The sequence below is a fragment of the Neisseria sp. DTU_2021_1001991_1_SI_NGA_ILE_055 genome, from assembly GCF_032342915.1.
Classification (GTDB): domain Bacteria; phylum Pseudomonadota; class Gammaproteobacteria; order Burkholderiales; family Neisseriaceae; genus Neisseria.
In genome coordinates this window covers 1,854,470-1,869,254 of the sequence record NZ_CP135440.1, presented here as the reverse complement: position 1 = coordinate 1,869,254, position 14,785 = coordinate 1,854,470, and the positions used below count along the sequence as shown (strand labels likewise).

Genomic DNA, 14,785 nt, shown 5'->3' with positions numbered 1-14,785 from the left:
ATCTATACCTAAAAAGCAGTTTGAACACATCAATAAGATCCCCCATGGACATCACCCAAATCCTCTCCCAAGAACTTTCGGCTACCGCAGCCCAAATCACCGCCGCCATCGAGCTGTTGGACGAGGGCGCGACCGTCCCCTTTATCGCCCGCTACCGCAAGGAAGCCACAGGCGGGCTGGACGATACGCAGTTGCGCCAGCTTGCCGAGCGGTTGCAATACCTGCGCGAGTTGGAAGAGCGCAAAGCCGTTGTTTTAAAAAGCATTGAAGAGCAAGGCAAGCTTTCAGACGACCTCAGGGCGCAAATCGAAGCTGCCGACAACAAAACCGCGCTGGAAGACCTGTATCTGCCCTACAAGCCCAAACGCCGCACCAAAGCGCAAATCGCGCGCGAACACGGTTTGCAGCCGCTGGCGGACGCGCTGCTTGCCGAGCAGCCGCAGGACGTGGAAGCCGCCGCGCAAGGCTACCTGAACGAAAACGTCCCCGACACCAAAGCCGCGCTGGACGGCGCGCGCGCGATTCTGATGGAGCAGTTTGCCGAAGACGCGGAACTCATCGGCACGCTGCGCGATAAGCTGTGGAACGAAGCCGAAATTCACGCGCAAGTCGTTGAAGGTAAAGAAACCGAAGGCGAAAAATTCAGCGATTATTTCGACCACCGCGAACCTATTCGCACCATGCCCAGCCACCGCGCGCTGGCGGTGTTGCGCGGCCGCAACGAGGGCGTGTTGAACATTGCGCTCAAATACCAGCCCGACGACACGCCGATTACGCAGCAAAGCGAATACGAGCAAATCATCGCCCGCCGCTTCAAGGTTTCAGACGGCCACAAATGGCTGCGCGACACCGTGCGCCTGACTTGGCGCGCGAAAATCTTTTTGTCGCTGGAACTTGAAGCCTTAGGTCGTCTGAAAGAAGCCGCCGACACCGACGCGATTACCGTGTTCGCCCGTAATCTCAAAGATTTGTTGCTCGCCGCGCCTGCCGGAAGACTGACGACTTTGGGTCTCGACCCCGGCTACAAGAACGGCGTGAAATGCGCCGTGGTGGACGACACAGGCAAGCTGCTGGATACGGTCATTGTCTATTTGCACCAAGAAAACAATATGTTGGCAACGCTGTCGCGCCTGATTAAGCAGCACGGCGTGAAGCTCATCGCCATCGGCAACGGCACCGCCAGCCGCGAAACCGACAAAATCGCGGGCGAACTGGTGCGCGGAATGCCGGAAATGGGGCTGCACAAAATCGTCGTTTCCGAAGCCGGCGCGTCGATTTATTCCGCGTCCGAACTGGCGGCGCGCGAGTTCCCCGACTTGGACGTTTCCCTGCGCGGCGCGGTGTCCATCGCCCGCAGGCTGCAAGACCCGCTCGCCGAGTTGGTCAAAATCGACCCCAAATCCATCGGCGTGGGGCAGTATCAGCACGACGTGAACCAAAGCCAGCTCGCCAAATCGCTGGACGCGGTGGTCGAAGACTGCGTGAACGCCGTCGGCGTGGACGTGAACACCGCGTCCGCCCCGCTCTTGGCGCGGATTTCCGGTTTGAATCAAACCCTTGCCCAAAACATCGTCGCCTACCGCGATGAAAACGGCGCGTTCGACAGCCGCAAAAAATTGCTGAAAGTACCGCGTTTGGGCGAAAAAACCTTCGAGCAGGCGGCGGGCTTTTTGCGGATTAACGGCGGCAAAGAGCCGCTGGACGCGAGCGCCGTCCACCCCGAAGCCTATTCCGTCGTCGCCAAAATGCTGGCGCAACAAGGTATTACCGCCGCCGAACTCATCGGCAACCGCGAGCGCGTGAAGCAAATCAAAGCGTCCGACTTCACCGACGAACGCTTCGGCCTGCCGACTATTCTGGACATCCTGTCCGAACTGGAAAAACCCGGCCGTGACCCGCGCGGCGAGTTTCAGACGGCCTCATTCGCCGAAGGCATCCACGAAATCAGCGACTTGCAAGTCGGCATGATACTCGAAGGTGTGGTCTCCAACGTCGCCAACTTCGGCGCGTTCGTGGACATCGGCGTCCATCAGGACGGTTTGGTGCACATCTCCGCCCTGTCCAATAAATTCGTCCAAGACCCGCGCGAAGTGGTGAAAGCCGGCGACGTGGTAAAAGTGAAAGTGCTGGAAGTCGACGCCGCACGCAAACGCATCGCGCTGACCATGCGTTTGGATGACGAACCGGGCGGCTCAGTCAAAGGCAACAGGCCGTCTGAAACCCGACATCAGGAACGCCGCGACCGTAAACCCCAACGCAACGACCGCGCCCCGACCAATTCGGCGATGGCAGATGCGTTTGCGAAGTTGAAGCGGTAACAGTAGTCGAAGTGCTATTTAAAGTAAAAACGTTTTAAAACAAATAAATAAAATTAAATTGTAAAAAAAATCCCGTTTTTTTATCATATCGAAGCGATATAGCAAAAAAACAGGATTTTTTTATCATTTAACCGAAACCCTAAAATGTACTCGATCGAACAATTCCCTCCCGAAATAGATTTCGAAACTGTCGCCGTCTTGAAAAAACTGGCTTCCGCCCATCGTTATCTGGCCGAATTAAAAGGCATCTGCCGCAGTATTCCCAACCAAGGCATTCTGATTAACACGCTGTCTTTGCAGGAAGCCAAAGACAGTTCCGAAATCGAAAATATCATTACCACCCATGACGAACTGTTCCGCGCAGGAATATCGGCAAGCCCGTCTAGTCCTGCCATCAAAGAAGTGCAGAATTATGCTTCAGCACTGCATTGTGGCTTCGAACTTATCCAAGAACACGGAATGCTAACCAACAATCATATTTTGACAATACAGGCCGAGTTGGAAAAGAACCGTGCCGGATTCCGCAAACAGTCAGGAACGATGCTGAAAAACGACCGTACAGGCGAAACCGTCTATACGCCGCCGCAACATATAGACGACATTATTTGCCTGATGAGCAGATTGGAAGCATTTATCAACAACGACAACACGGAAAAACCTATCGATCCGCTTATCCGTATGGCGTTGCTCCATCACCAGTTTGAAAGCATTCACCCGTTTTACGACGGCAACGGCAGAACAGGCAGGATTATCAATGTGCTGTATCTGGTTTTAACCGGATTGCTGGATATCCCCGTCTTATACCTCAGCCGCTATCTGGTACGGAACAAAAGTGAATATTATCGCCTGCTGCAATACGTACGCGATACGGGTGAATGGGAAGGTTGGCTGTTGTATATGTTGGAAGCCGTGGAACAGACCGCCAAGGACGGCATCGATACCGTGCAACATATCCATCAGGCAATGCTGGACTACAAACATCGTATCAGGCAAAAATTTAGCTTCTACAGTCAAGACCTGATTAACCATCTGTTCAATCATCCCTACACAAAAATCGATTTCCTGATGAAAACGCTGAACGTTTCTCGACCAAGTGCCGCTAAATATCTGGACGAACTGACAGAAGATGGGTTCCTTCACAAAGAAAAGATAGGCAGAAGCAACTACTATATCAATATCGCGCTGATGAATATCTTACTGCCAACTAATTGATAATATTTGAAATTTATATAATATTAAATCAATATATTATTTGCCATCATACTTGATGGCTTGCCGATATAAACAAGCGTATAGTTCCAAATATTACAAACTCATCATCACAACTTTAGGAGTTCAAACCATGAAACCTGTTTTGTTTGCCGCGCTGATTTCCTGTTTCTCCGTTGCGGCTTATGCGGCTTGTACCGACAGCCAGCAGCAGTGCGTGATTTATAAAAACGGTAATGTTGCGACAGAAGGTGGCTGTACAGTCAATAAGTGTCAGAATGCCGATGCGCAAGTGTTGAAATGGAAGCTGAAAAACGGCAAAGGCGTAACCATTGAAATCGGTAAAAACGGTAAGGTTTTGGTGAACAAGAAACTGGGTGCGAAAGCGAACAACAGCAATGCGTCAGGCATGGGTTTGACATGCTATGCCGCCGATGCGGACAAACGCGAACAGTTCTGCTCGACCAATTATTGATTGGATTGTTACTTTGATTAAAGGCCGTCTGAAAAGTGTTTCAGACGGCCTTGATGTTTATCCTTCCGATATTTTTTCATTGAGAAAGTCGATAAAGCTGCGCACTTTCGCGCTGAGAAAGGCCCTGTCGACATAGGTGGCGTTCAGTTGGTCTGTCCAGATGGTGTAATCGGGCAGGAGTTGGACCAATGTGCCGTCCTTCAATTCCTGCTGGACCGCCCAAAGGGGCTGATAGCCTATGCCTGCACCTGCTTTAATCAGCTCGCGGATCATCAGCGTGTTGTCGCTGCGGATAACCGGGGAGAGATGGAGAATGGCTTTTTCTGCGGTAGCGCGGTGGGTAATTTCCCAGTCTTGTTGACTGGTATAGGAAGGCAAGATGGCTTGGTGCTGCATGACGGCTTCGGGTGTATCGGGTGTGCCGTGTTGGGCAAGGTAGTCGGGGGCGGCAAGTAGGACGAACTCAATTTTGGCCAGCGGTTTGACGATCAGCGAAGGGGAGGGGGTTTTGGAAACGCGTAAGGCGAGGTCGAAACCTTCGGCGATGAGGTCGATATGGCGGTTGTCGAGGACGAGGTCGAGCGTGACTTTGGGATAACGCTGGCGGTATTCTGCCAACCATGCGCTCATATTGCCACCTGCAAACCACAAGGGCATGGTAACGCGCAACATACCTTGCGGCGTGTCGGCACCGCCTGCCGCTTTTTGGGCGGCGGTGTCCAAAGTATCCAGCGCGTAGCTGCATTGGCAGTAGTATTCTTCGCCTGCTTCGGTCAGATGAAGGTTGCGGCTGTTGCGGTGTAAGAGCTTGGCTTGAATGGTGTTTTCCAGATGGCTGACGTGTTTGCTGGCCATGGCGGTGGAGATTTCGAGCTGATCGGCGGCACGGGTAAAGCTGCCGCTTTGAACAACTTGGCGGAAAACTTTCAGGCTGAATAGGGTGTCCATGATTTCTTATTAGGAAACGTTGTATCAATAATTCGAGTATATATCTCTTGCTGGGAATTATCTATACTGTACTTATTGAAATTGCTCCCTACCTCTTTCAGGTAGCCATTAAAATAAGGATTATGAAGATGTCTGCCCTCAAATCATTCCAACCTGTTGTATTGTCCGTCTTGCGCATTGTGACGGCGTATCTGTTTTTGCTGCATGGTACGGCCAAGTTTTTCAGTTTTCCGATGTCCATGGGCGGAGCGCCCGAAGGCTTGATGCTGGTGGCCGGTATTTTGGAAATTGTCGGCGGTATCTTATTGATATTGGGCCTGTTTACGCGTCCGGCCGCGTTTGTTTTGTCCGGTCAGATGGCAGCCGCCTACTTTATGGCGCACGCGTCTTCTGGTAATGTTTTGTTTCCATTGGTCAACCAGGGTGAATCTGCCGTTTTGTTCTGCTTCGTGTTTTTGTACCTGGCAGTAGTCGGCGGCGGAGCGTGGGCTTTGGATAACGTTTTTGTTAAAGATAAAGATTAATTTAAGGAAAAGATCATGACTTATTCTGTTTTGCAACAAGCTGCTGAAACCCGTCGTTCTATCTATGCATTGAACAACACCCTGCCTCTGTCCAATGAGGAAGTAACTAAAATCATCGAACACGCCGTTTTGCATACGCCGTCTTCTTTCAATTCGCAATCTGCCCGAGTGGTCGTATTGTTTGGCGAAGAACATGCCAAAGTGTGGCATTTTGTCGAAGAAGCTTTGCGTGCGGTTGTCCCTGCCGAGCAATTTGAAGCCACTGCGCAAAAACTGAACTTGTTTAAAGCAGGCGCGGCGACAGTTTTGTTCTTTGAAGATCAAGATGTTGTCAAAGGCTTGCAAGAGAAGTTCCCATCTTATGCGGCCAACTTCCCGATCTGGGCAGATCAGGCAAATGCCATGGTTCAATATGCTGTTTGGACAACATTGGCGGCTGCCGGTATCGGCGCCAATCTGCAACACTACAATCCGCTGCCGGATGCGGCTATTGCCAAAGAATGGAACTTGCCGGAAAGCTGGTTGTTGCGTGCGCAAATGGTGATTGGCGGTATCGCGGCTCCTGCCGGCGAAAAAGCCTTCCAACCAATCGAAGGCCGTCTGAAAGTATTCGGCGCATAAATGAAATGATGTTTTAAACAAAGGGCACGATGTTTGCGCCCTTTTTGAAATAGCAAAATTAAAAAGGCCGTCTGAAAACAGTTTCAGACGGCCTTTTATCTATGACATAAAATCAACCGCGGCGCCAAGTCGTACCGCCGGCGTTGTCTTCCAGAATGATTTTGTGTTCGTTCAGAAGGTCGCGGATACGGTCGGATTCCACCCAGTTTTTATCCGCACGTGCCTGTTTGCGTCGGGCGATTAAGTCTTCGATTTCTTCGTTGGAGAGGCCGTCTGAAACCGCGCCGCCTTGCAGGAACTCAATCGGATCACGTTGCAACAGGCCGATGATGCCGCCCAAGGCTTTCAGGCAGCCGGCGAGGTGTGCGTCGTTGGTTTTGTTCACTTCGCCTGCCAGCTCAAACAACACGGCAACCGCTTCGACCGTACCGAAATCGTCGTTCATGGCGGCGTAGAAACGGCGGGTGTAGTCGTTGGCGTTTTCAGATAAATCAAACTCAGCCGCTGGTGTGTTTTTCAACGTGGTGTACAGGCGGGTCAACGCACCTTTTGCGTCGTCCAAATGCGCGTCGGAGTAGTTCAGTGGGCTGCGGTAGTGGGCGCGTAGGATGAAGAAACGCACAACTTCAGGGTCGTATTGTTTCAACACTTCGCGGATAGTAAAGAAGTTGCCCAACGATTTGGACATTTTTTCGCCGTCCACACGGATGAAGCCATTGTGCAGCCAGTATTTGACGTGGCTGGCGATACTTTGATCGTGGTGGGTTTGCGCGTGGTCGTGGCCGCAGGTATGCCCTGTCGCGCCGACACTTTGGGCGATTTCGTTTTCATGGTGCGGGAATTGCAAATCCGCACCGCCGCCGTGGATGTCGAAAGTATCGCCGAACAGGTTTTCACTCATGGCGGAGCATTCGATGTGCCACCCCGGACGACCATTGCCCCACGGGCTCTCCCATGCCGGTTCGCCTGCTTTGGCGGCTTTCCACAACACAAAATCAAGCGGATCGCGTTTGAAACCGTCCACTTCCACACGCTCGCCTGCGCGCAGGTCGTCCAACGATTTGCCCGATAATTGTCCGTAAGCGGCAAACTCACGCACGGCATAATAAACATCGCCGTTTGCTGCAGGATAAGCCTTGCCGTTTTGAATCAGGGTTTCAATCATGGCAATCATTTGCGGAATGTTTTCCGTCGCCTTCGGCTCAATATCCGGACGCAACACGCCCAAAGCATCGGCATCTTCGTGCATGGCCTGAATGAAACGCGCAGTCAGTTCGCCGATGGTTTCGCCGTTTTCAGCCGCACGGGCAATGATTTTGTCGTCGATGTCGGTGATATTGCGCACATAAGTGAGCGGATAACCACACTTGCGCAGCCAACGGGCAATCATGTCGAATACAACCATCACGCGGGCATGGCCTAAGTGGCAATAGTCGTAAACAGTCATGCCGCAAACGTACATACGCACGTTTTTAGGGTCAATGGGGGAAAAGGGTTCTTTTTGACGGGTAAGGGTGTTGTAGATGGTGGTCATGGAATTTTCAAATTTTGTGTAAACAGAGGGAAATTATTTTGGATTTTTTGTGCAGGCAAATTCTTTATTCATAAGTTAAAAAAGAATCAAAAATTAATCCATTTGAAATTATGGTTTGCTCGATTGGATTTACCCAATCGGCTAAATGTTTGTTTTTTAAATATTGATATTGATTTATCCATATTTGCAGCTGTGGATAAACCGATGAGTTATCAAAAATAAAACTTTCATCGGCAAACGGTAATGCGGTATGAAGGTTTTGCAGGCTCACATGGTAGCGTTTGAGGATTAACTCAGGATCTATCCAGTGTCCGCCGCTTGCGACGCGCTCCTGCATACGGCGGATATTTAATTCGGGCGTCGCAAGACCGATATAGTTGAGTATGACGTAGAATCCGGCATTGCGGGCCGTTTGAATGCGGGTAAGGGCGGATTTGCCGGATAAGGTCGATTCCATGGAAAAAGAAATTCGATTATCCAACGCTTGACGGAATAAGCGCAATGCAGTTTTTCCCGCTTCCATATCGGCTAAGCGAGGCATTTCAGGGTTAATTTCCGCTGCGATATGGTCAGAATCAATCACTAATGAGACACGGTCTTGATTGAATTGGCGCAGGGTAGATTTGCCCGAACCGTTAGCACCACAGTAAAAAATCGCTTTAGGCCGGTTGTTTGACATGGCCTACTGTTCTTTGATTACCGGAAGGATGATATTCGATCAGATTGCCTTCATTATCGACTACCGTGATTACGGCGTATTTCCGTTTTTCTGCTAGCCATGCCTGATACAAAATTTTAAGCATGGCTTGCTTTTTCGCCAACTCGGTACGTTGTTTATCAGAAATCATGCTCTTCCTTGCTTTTTATTCCTGTATTCGGACAGCCCTATATTATATTAAAAAGGCCGTCTGAAATTTTTTACTCCGGCTTAAATACGCCTGTATCTGTTTTAGGCTGCTGCTCAGTAATTTCGGCTTTTGCGGCTGCTTGTTCCGCTTCGGCTTTCTCCGCTTCGATGCGTTTTTTCTCGGTCAGGTATTGGTTGATTTGGTGTACCAATTCCTGCGTGCCTTGGTGGGTTAGGGCGCTGATTTGGAAGAGGCGCGGGGTTTCCATGTCGAATTGGAAGCGGTCGTCTGGTTTGGGGTAATCCCAGCCGATGGCTTCTAGGAAGGCAGCAGTACGCGCTTGGGCTTCTTCTTCGTCGAGCATGTCGAGTTTGTTCAGCACCAGCCAGCGTGGTTTATCGTAGAGTTCTTCGTCGTATTTGCGCAATTCGTTGATGATGGCGAGGGCTTCTTCGGCGGGATTGACGGTCTCGTCGAAGGGGGCCAAATCAACAACGTGCAACAGCAGGCCGGTGCGCGATAGGTGTTTAAGGAAGCGGTGGCCGAGGCCTGCGCCTTCTGCTGCGCCTTCAATCAGGCCGGGGATGTCGGCCATGACGAAGCTGTGGTTTTCGTCGATGCGCACGACGCCCAAGTTTGGATGCAGGGTGGTGAAGGGGTAGTTGGCGATTTTGGGGCGCGCGGCGGAGACAGCGGTAATCAAGGTGGATTTGCCGGCGTTGGGCATGCCCAATAAGCCGACGTCGGCGAGGACTTTAAGCTCGAGTTGCAGGGAACGGGTTTCGCCTTCTTCGCCGGGCGTGGATTGTTTTGGGGCGCGGTTGACGGAGGATTTGAAGTGGATGTTGCCCAAGCCGCCTTTGCCGCCTTTGGCGAGGCAGACGCGCTGTCCGTGATAAGTCAGGTCGGCGACGATTTCGTCTGTATCGAGGTCGCGGATAAGGGTGCCGACGGGCATTTTGAGGACAATGTCGTCCGCCCCTGCGCCGTAGCGGTCGGAACCGTGGCCTTTTTCGCCGTTTTTGGCTTGGTAGCGTTTGACGAAGCGGTATTCGACGAGGGTGTTGGTGTTTTCGTCGGCTTCTGCCCAAACGCTGCCGCCTTTGCCGCCGTCGCCGCCGTCAGGGCCGCCGCGGGGTACGAATTTTTCGCGGCGGAAACTGGTTGCGCCATTACCGCCTTTGCCTGCGGCGACTTCGATTTTTGCTTCGTCGATAAATTTCATGGTGTTCTCTTATGGGTATTCGGTTGTTTCAGACGGCCTTTGTTAATAGAGGAGCTTGGTGTCTGAACGGATAAAATGTTGCTTATTATAAAGGATATTTCGGTTTTAGGCCGTCTGAAATGTGGTTTCAGACAGCCTTGGATTTATTGGGCGAGAGCCTGGTCGATTTCTTGATAGAGTTGGGTGAAATTGGGTTCGCCAACGTAGGTTTTGAGGATGTTGCCGTTTTTGTCGATCAGGACGGAAGTCGGGTAAACCTGTGTGCCAAAGGCTTTTGCAGCAGTTTTGTCGGCATCGTACATGACGGTGAAGGGAAGGCCGTATTCTTTGACGTACTGATGGACGCTCTCAATAGGGTCGATGGGCTGGGCAATGCCGAGGACTTGGAAGTTTTTGCCTTGATAATCTTGGGCGGTTTTGATGATTTTAGGCATTTCGCTCACGCAGCCGGGGCAGGAGGGAAACCAGAAGTTAATGAGGGTAACTTTGTCTTTCAAATCGGCATTGGTAATGGTTTTGCCTTGCAGGTCGGGCAGGGCGAACTCAGGGGCGGCTTTGTTGCTGGGGATAAGGACGAAGGTAAGAAGCGCGCCAATTGTGGCAATGACAAGGAGTGTGAGTATTTTTTTCATGATTCGAGGTTTTGAATGGCGTGTGCTAAGGTTTGGGGAACGCTGATGCTGCGGCCGCTTTCGCTGCTGACGGACATAAGGGTCACTTCGGCTTCGATGGCGGCTTTGCCGTTGGGCAGGGTCGCGGTTTGGCTGAGGATGATGTGGCGTGTGCCGATGTCTTTCAGACGGCCTGTGAAGGTTAAAACATCGCCTTCAAGCGATGGGCGGCGATAGCGGATATCAACGCGTGCAACAACGAACATGATGCCTTTGAGTTCGGACAGAAGGTCATGTTCTTGAAAAAACGTCCAGCGCGCTTCTTCGAGAAATTCAAGATAGCGCGCATTGTTGACGTGGCCGTAGCCGTCGAGGTGGTAGTTGCGGACGGTCAGTTTCATCAGTTGAGATTGATGGGTTGGAACTCTTCGCGTGCGATTGGTTCGTGTTCGAGGTCGGTAATCACGGTGGAGAGCTGGATGTCGAACCATTCGTTGAAAATGTCGGCGTCCAAATCCGGCCATTCGCTTTCGTCTTCGCACCAGTCGGCCAATTCGGCAGCAAAAATGTCTTCAAAACGCGCTTCGATTTCGTCCCATACTTCGTCGGCGGTTTCGCACGGGCGAACGAGGTAGGAATTGGCATCGGCTTGGATATCTTCAAGCGTCAGGCCGTCCAAGTGATTGCCGGGCAGGGATTTCAGCCAGTTCCAAAAAGGCTCGAGGGGGATAAGCAGGAAGACGCTGCGGTTGACTTCGTACATGGTGTTTTCCTTGGTTTCTGTATAGTTGAATGATATAGCAAAGGTGGTGGACTGGCTATCTTTTGGGGGATAAAGGCCGTCTGAAGAAGAGAAGTACAAAATTAAGGTATATCTAGATAGAGTTTGAGGTTCAATTTCACCAGAAAATACGAATCTTTAAAAACTCAGAGGAATTGTTTTCCAAATCTGTTGTGTAAATAACACGGGTATTTTCTGTATCTATATGGTATTCGTAGGATGATGTCGGTTTGGTTGATTTTATGTGCGCAGAATGAATTGTTTCTATGAGTCAGGGGCTGAAGCAAAATTGAAAGGTGAAGATAAATATTGGGTTAAATGAATATTTATTCAAATAAGATTTATATGTAATAATGACGGAGAGGAAATATCCTATTATAATCCATCCCTTATCTTTTTCGAGAAAACTCTACTATGAAGCCTATTACAACAGGGGTAATCATCTTTATTGGAAGTGCCATCAGCGCAATCCTATTATACTTTTTTGGCCAAAATCTTGGCATTACGTCGACTATTGCAAAAATTGTGGTCTGGGCATGTGTATCAATTGTGATCTCATTGATACTCCTTACTCCTTTGATTACGAGATTTTTTTGGGCTAGGAGCTCCGATAAATACTCCGGTTTGAAACATTTAAATCCTGAAGATTTAAGTGGGGATAATGGAGAGTCTTCGACTCTGATTGGTATAGCGGAACGTTGGGAGCAGCTACGCCATATTTACTTATTGACTAGACAATATAAAAAACATCGTAAGCCTTGGATTTTCGTTGTAACGCAAGAACCAATGCTCTTGGATAGAGTTTTGCCTAATATTCGCCCGCAACTGTGGGTAGAAACGGCTTCTGCGATTTGGATAGATGCTCAGGCAATGGAACCTGCGAATGGTTGGCAGTATCTGAGGGGTGTGGGAAAACGTCCTGCAGAAGGTATTGTTGAGCTTCAAGGGGAGTTTTCAGTTCAGGAAAATACCGCTCAACTGCTTGAGTTAATGAAAAAACTTGGCTGGAAACTTCCAATTAATCAAGTTCATTTTGTAAATGATGCTAATGAAATGCCATCAGCAGTCAGTCATGCTTTGAAATATGGTTCAACAGTATCTTCAGCAGAGTTGATGAAAGAGTTGGATCAATTTGCCAATCAGTTGGCAGCTGTGGGCACACGATTGATTGAAGCCGATTTAGAACAAACACCCATTGCGAAATTGTCCGCCAAACTGCCGTCACAAACTCAGGCTTTGGCTGATTATATTGCTGCAGAAAAGCGGGGACTGGGCAAACTGGATACTGTTGCTGGTATTTCTTTTATCCAATCAAATCAACCTGAACAATCAGGAGATTTGATTTTCCGTGCATTCAACGATTTATCTGTTTTGGGTTCCGGAAAGAAACTGCGTTTTTCTAAAACGGAAAAAATTTATTTGGGCTTAAGTGCAGTTGCCTTGCTTGTCGGTGGTGCGTTTGCAGTCAGTGCGTATAGCAGCTATCAAGAAATCAGCCGTTTGAAGACCGATTTTGAAAGCGTACAGAAAGTAAAATCTCGTGCTGAGAAAGTAGCTACACTTATTCGATTGCAACAAGATATTACAGATTTGGAGTCTCGTCGAAGCTTCTCACAATATGCAGTTAAGTTTTTGGGGTATGAGCATCGACAAGAGCTCTTGGCCGTTGCTTACCGTAAATATAATAATTTGGCAAAAGATGTTATCAGCCGTCCTGCTACTGCATTCTTTGAGAACAAGTTAGATGAATTGGTAATGTTGGAAGGCAGAATTCCTGATGACTTTGAACTTCAGGATAGTGCTTATCAAGACTTAAAAGCATATTTGATGTTGACGTCTCATGTTGAGAAAACAAAAAGCACAAAAGATGCGGAATTCTTAGTAACCAAGTTGACACAGATGTTGACAACGCAAAATGTAGCGGAAAAAGATGCGCAAACGTTGGCACAATTTTTTGTGTCGCGTATGTCACAGAAAAATAATTTGGCAGAGCCTGAACAAACTGAATTGGTATCAAGAAGCCGTCAGGTCTTGGTGGACTGGATCAATCGCGACCAAGGCAGTGAGCAATTGTATAAACGCATTATTCAGGGTACGAATGCCAAATTGCAAACCATTACCTTAGACAAATTGCTTAATAAGGATTTGAAAGGTATTTGGAATGTTGGAAAACCTTTGCCGCGTATATATACGGTTGAGGGTTGGGAAAAATATATTAAGCCGGGATTAGAACAGGCAATTAAAGACAGCAAGAGCAATGATTGGGTATTGGGCGGTAATGTGTACCAAGCTTCGGTAACAGAAGCGGCAATCAATAGCCTGAAAGAACGCTACTTTAAGGAATATGCTACCGCTTGGTATAACATGATGAACAGCATTACATGGCAACCGAGAACAACCAGCTTGGATGCAGTTAATCAGCTTCACGTCTATGCGGATCCTCAACGTTCGCCATTGGTGGCATTATTTAATGCAGTGAAAGAAAGCAGTCAGCTGGATAGCAAGAAAGTTGATGTCAATCCTGCTGTTGCAGATGCAGCAAAACGTGTAGCCGCAAGACAACTGTCCACTCGTTCGCGTAAGGTTGCAGATGCGGTATTGAATTCTCAATCTGAAAATATTAATGCTTTGGAAGATAAGGTAAATGATTATCTGGCAGGGCCGTTAGAAGCGGAATTTGAAACTCTGTTGCAATTGATTGATGCACAAATTAATCCAAAGAGTGATTTGAGCCTGCAGCGTTACCTTGAACGTGTAACTACTGTGAAGCAGCGTTTGATTCAAATGACGGCATCCTCTGATACTGGAGGTGCGGCAAGAACAGCCGTGCAAGGTGTTTTAAACGGTGGTGATAATGAGTTCCTTGACGGTATACAGTACGCACGTTTGATTGAGGCCGGCGTGGGTGACAGATTGTTGCCGTTTGCACGAAATGTTTTTGTATTGCCGTTTAATTCCGTATGGGATTCAATTGCTGGTGTTGCTCAAAAAGACATCAATAATTTGTGGGCAAGCAATTTTGTCAATCCTATGCAGTCTGAACTGGGTGGCCGATATCCATTTGCTCGATCAGAAATTGAAGTTTCGATTCCGGTATTGGCAAAATATTTGGATGTTAACAAAGGTGCACTTAATCAGTTTGTCACAACCCAATTGGCAGGTGTTTTAACCAAACAGGGTAACCAATGGATTGTTGCGCCCGGAAGTGAATTGAAGGTTAATCCGGGATTGCTGCAACAATTGAATAAATTGAGTGCTATTTCTGAAGACTTCTTTGTTAACGGAGAGGGCGGTTATAGCTTTGAGCTGAAACCGACATCTACTCAAGGTATTGTTCAGTATGATTTAATTATCGACGGTCAGTCTTTAGATTATTTCAATCAACAAACAGAGTGGAAGACATTCAAATGGCCTGGAGATGTCAGCAATGCCGGTCTTCGTATTTCTTGGGAAACTGAGGCAGAAGGTATGCGTAAGACTCAAGAAATTAGTGGTCGCTTCGGTTTTATCCGTATGCTTGAAAAATCTAGGGTTACACCGATTGATAGCGGCACTTATTTAGTCGAATTCCCATTGGAGAAAGACAAATTGATGAGGTTCTATATGAGAACTAATTCCGGTAAAGGACCTTTGGGATTGTTGGAACTGAAGAATATCCATCTGCCGAATAAGATTTTTGAGGTTAAATAAT

The 14,785-nt window shown here is 48.7% G+C and carries 14 protein-coding genes; 6 read left to right on the top strand and 8 right to left on the bottom strand.

Annotation, left to right across the window (positions count from 1 at the left end; translation table 11 throughout):
* Nucleotides 1-44 precede the first annotated feature (44 nt).
* The 3 genes from RRV97_RS08745 (at nucleotide 45) to RRV97_RS08735 (ending at nucleotide 4,002) form a co-directional block, all read left to right on the top strand.
* The gene (locus tag RRV97_RS08745) at nucleotides 45-2,318 is read left to right on the top strand and encodes a Tex family protein (protein ID WP_315611299.1); all 2,274 of its coding nucleotides are present in this window, start codon (nucleotides 45-47) and stop codon (nucleotides 2,316-2,318) included.
* A 144-nt stretch (nucleotides 2,319-2,462) separates the two neighbouring features.
* Nucleotides 2,463-3,530, top strand: a complete 1,068-nt coding sequence (locus RRV97_RS08740; RefSeq protein ID WP_315611298.1) for a Fic family protein — start codon at nucleotides 2,463-2,465, stop codon at nucleotides 3,528-3,530.
* 130 nt (nucleotides 3,531-3,660) lie between these two features.
* Nucleotides 3,661-4,002, top strand: a complete 342-nt coding sequence (locus RRV97_RS08735; RefSeq protein ID WP_315611297.1) for a hypothetical protein — start codon at nucleotides 3,661-3,663, stop codon at nucleotides 4,000-4,002.
* 57 nt (nucleotides 4,003-4,059) lie between these two features.
* Here RRV97_RS08735 and RRV97_RS08730 read toward each other — a convergent pair whose 3' ends face one another.
* The gene (locus tag RRV97_RS08730; protein WP_315611296.1) at nucleotides 4,060-4,950 is read right to left on the bottom strand and encodes a LysR family transcriptional regulator; all 891 of its coding nucleotides are present in this window, start codon (nucleotides 4,948-4,950) and stop codon (nucleotides 4,060-4,062) included.
* A 128-nt stretch (nucleotides 4,951-5,078) separates the two neighbouring features.
* Here RRV97_RS08730 and RRV97_RS08725 point away from each other — a divergent pair, with 128 nt between their 5' ends.
* Entirely contained in the window at nucleotides 5,079-5,474 is a 396-nt protein-coding gene (locus RRV97_RS08725) for a DoxX family protein (RefSeq protein ID WP_315611295.1), read from the top strand.
* 15 nt (nucleotides 5,475-5,489) lie between these two features.
* Nucleotides 5,490-6,095: a nitroreductase family protein gene (locus tag RRV97_RS08720; protein WP_295696778.1), complete on the top strand. Its 606-nt coding sequence runs from the start codon at nucleotides 5,490-5,492 to the stop codon at nucleotides 6,093-6,095.
* Between the two features lie 112 nt (nucleotides 6,096-6,207).
* On the opposite strand, the gene cysS is transcribed toward RRV97_RS08720, so the two are convergent.
* From cysS to RRV97_RS08685, 7 genes are all read right to left on the bottom strand, one after another.
* Nucleotides 6,208-7,629, bottom strand: a complete 1,422-nt coding sequence (gene cysS / locus RRV97_RS08715) for a cysteine--tRNA ligase (protein ID WP_315611294.1) — start codon at nucleotides 7,627-7,629, stop codon at nucleotides 6,208-6,210.
* A gap of 64 nt (nucleotides 7,630-7,693) precedes the next feature.
* Nucleotides 7,694-8,308 (bottom strand): zeta toxin family protein, encoded by a 615-nt coding sequence (locus RRV97_RS08710; RefSeq protein WP_315611293.1) that lies wholly within the window; start codon nucleotides 8,306-8,308, stop codon nucleotides 7,694-7,696.
* A complete protein-coding gene (locus RRV97_RS08705; protein ID WP_070452636.1) occupies nucleotides 8,289-8,477 on the bottom strand; it encodes a hypothetical protein in 189 nt (62 codons plus the stop codon). The genes RRV97_RS08710 and RRV97_RS08705 overlap by 20 nt, the downstream gene beginning before the upstream one ends.
* Before the next feature lie 70 nt (nucleotides 8,478-8,547).
* Nucleotides 8,548-9,702, bottom strand: a complete 1,155-nt coding sequence (gene obgE / locus RRV97_RS08700) for a GTPase ObgE (RefSeq protein WP_315611292.1) — start codon at nucleotides 9,700-9,702, stop codon at nucleotides 8,548-8,550.
* A 143-nt stretch (nucleotides 9,703-9,845) separates the two neighbouring features.
* The gene (locus RRV97_RS08695) at nucleotides 9,846-10,334 is read right to left on the bottom strand and encodes a TlpA disulfide reductase family protein (protein ID WP_315611291.1); all 489 of its coding nucleotides are present in this window, start codon (nucleotides 10,332-10,334) and stop codon (nucleotides 9,846-9,848) included.
* The gene (locus tag RRV97_RS08690) at nucleotides 10,331-10,714 is read right to left on the bottom strand and encodes a thioesterase family protein (protein WP_315611290.1); all 384 of its coding nucleotides are present in this window, start codon (nucleotides 10,712-10,714) and stop codon (nucleotides 10,331-10,333) included. Before RRV97_RS08690 ends, RRV97_RS08695 begins: the two co-directional genes overlap by 4 nt.
* On the bottom strand, nucleotides 10,714-11,076 hold the full coding sequence (locus tag RRV97_RS08685) for a VacJ (protein WP_070823632.1): 363 nt from the start codon (nucleotides 11,074-11,076) through the stop codon (nucleotides 10,714-10,716). Before RRV97_RS08685 ends, RRV97_RS08690 begins: the two co-directional genes overlap by 1 nt.
* A 432-nt stretch (nucleotides 11,077-11,508) precedes the next feature.
* On the opposite strand from RRV97_RS08685, the gene RRV97_RS08680 reads away from it, so the two are divergent.
* Nucleotides 11,509-14,784 carry an ImcF-related family protein gene (locus tag RRV97_RS08680; RefSeq protein ID WP_315611289.1) on the top strand — a complete coding sequence of 1,092 codons (3,276 nt, stop codon included), beginning with the start codon at nucleotides 11,509-11,511 and terminating at the stop codon, nucleotides 14,782-14,784.
* Nucleotide 14,785 lies beyond the last annotated feature (1 nt).

Excerpts from the sequence above, each read along its gene's own strand:
- RRV97_RS08745 (WP_315611299.1), top strand. The coding sequence starts at position 45 with ATGGACATCACCCAAATCCTCTCCCAAGAACTTTCGGCTACCGCAGCC.
- RRV97_RS08740 (WP_315611298.1), top strand. The coding sequence starts at position 2,463 with ATGTACTCGATCGAACAATTCCCTCCCGAAATAGATTTCGAAACTGTC.
- RRV97_RS08735 (WP_315611297.1), top strand. The coding sequence starts at position 3,661 with ATGAAACCTGTTTTGTTTGCCGCGCTGATTTCCTGTTTCTCCGTTGCG.
- RRV97_RS08730 (WP_315611296.1), bottom strand. The coding sequence starts at position 4,950 with ATGGACACCCTATTCAGCCTGAAAGTTTTCCGCCAAGTTGTTCAAAGC.
- RRV97_RS08725 (WP_315611295.1), top strand. The coding sequence starts at position 5,079 with ATGTCTGCCCTCAAATCATTCCAACCTGTTGTATTGTCCGTCTTGCGC.
- RRV97_RS08720 (WP_295696778.1), top strand. The coding sequence starts at position 5,490 with ATGACTTATTCTGTTTTGCAACAAGCTGCTGAAACCCGTCGTTCTATC.
- cysS (WP_315611294.1), bottom strand. The coding sequence starts at position 7,629 with ATGACCACCATCTACAACACCCTTACCCGTCAAAAAGAACCCTTTTCC.
- RRV97_RS08710 (WP_315611293.1), bottom strand. The coding sequence starts at position 8,308 with ATGTCAAACAACCGGCCTAAAGCGATTTTTTACTGTGGTGCTAACGGT.
- RRV97_RS08705 (WP_070452636.1), bottom strand. The coding sequence starts at position 8,477 with ATGATTTCTGATAAACAACGTACCGAGTTGGCGAAAAAGCAAGCCATG.
- obgE (WP_315611292.1), bottom strand. The coding sequence starts at position 9,702 with ATGAAATTTATCGACGAAGCAAAAATCGAAGTCGCCGCAGGCAAAGGC.
- RRV97_RS08695 (WP_315611291.1), bottom strand. The coding sequence starts at position 10,334 with ATGAAAAAAATACTCACACTCCTTGTCATTGCCACAATTGGCGCGCTT.
- RRV97_RS08690 (WP_315611290.1), bottom strand. The coding sequence starts at position 10,714 with ATGAAACTGACCGTCCGCAACTACCACCTCGACGGCTACGGCCACGTC.
- RRV97_RS08685 (WP_070823632.1), bottom strand. The coding sequence starts at position 11,076 with ATGTACGAAGTCAACCGCAGCGTCTTCCTGCTTATCCCCCTCGAGCCT.
- RRV97_RS08680 (WP_315611289.1), top strand. The coding sequence starts at position 11,509 with ATGAAGCCTATTACAACAGGGGTAATCATCTTTATTGGAAGTGCCATC.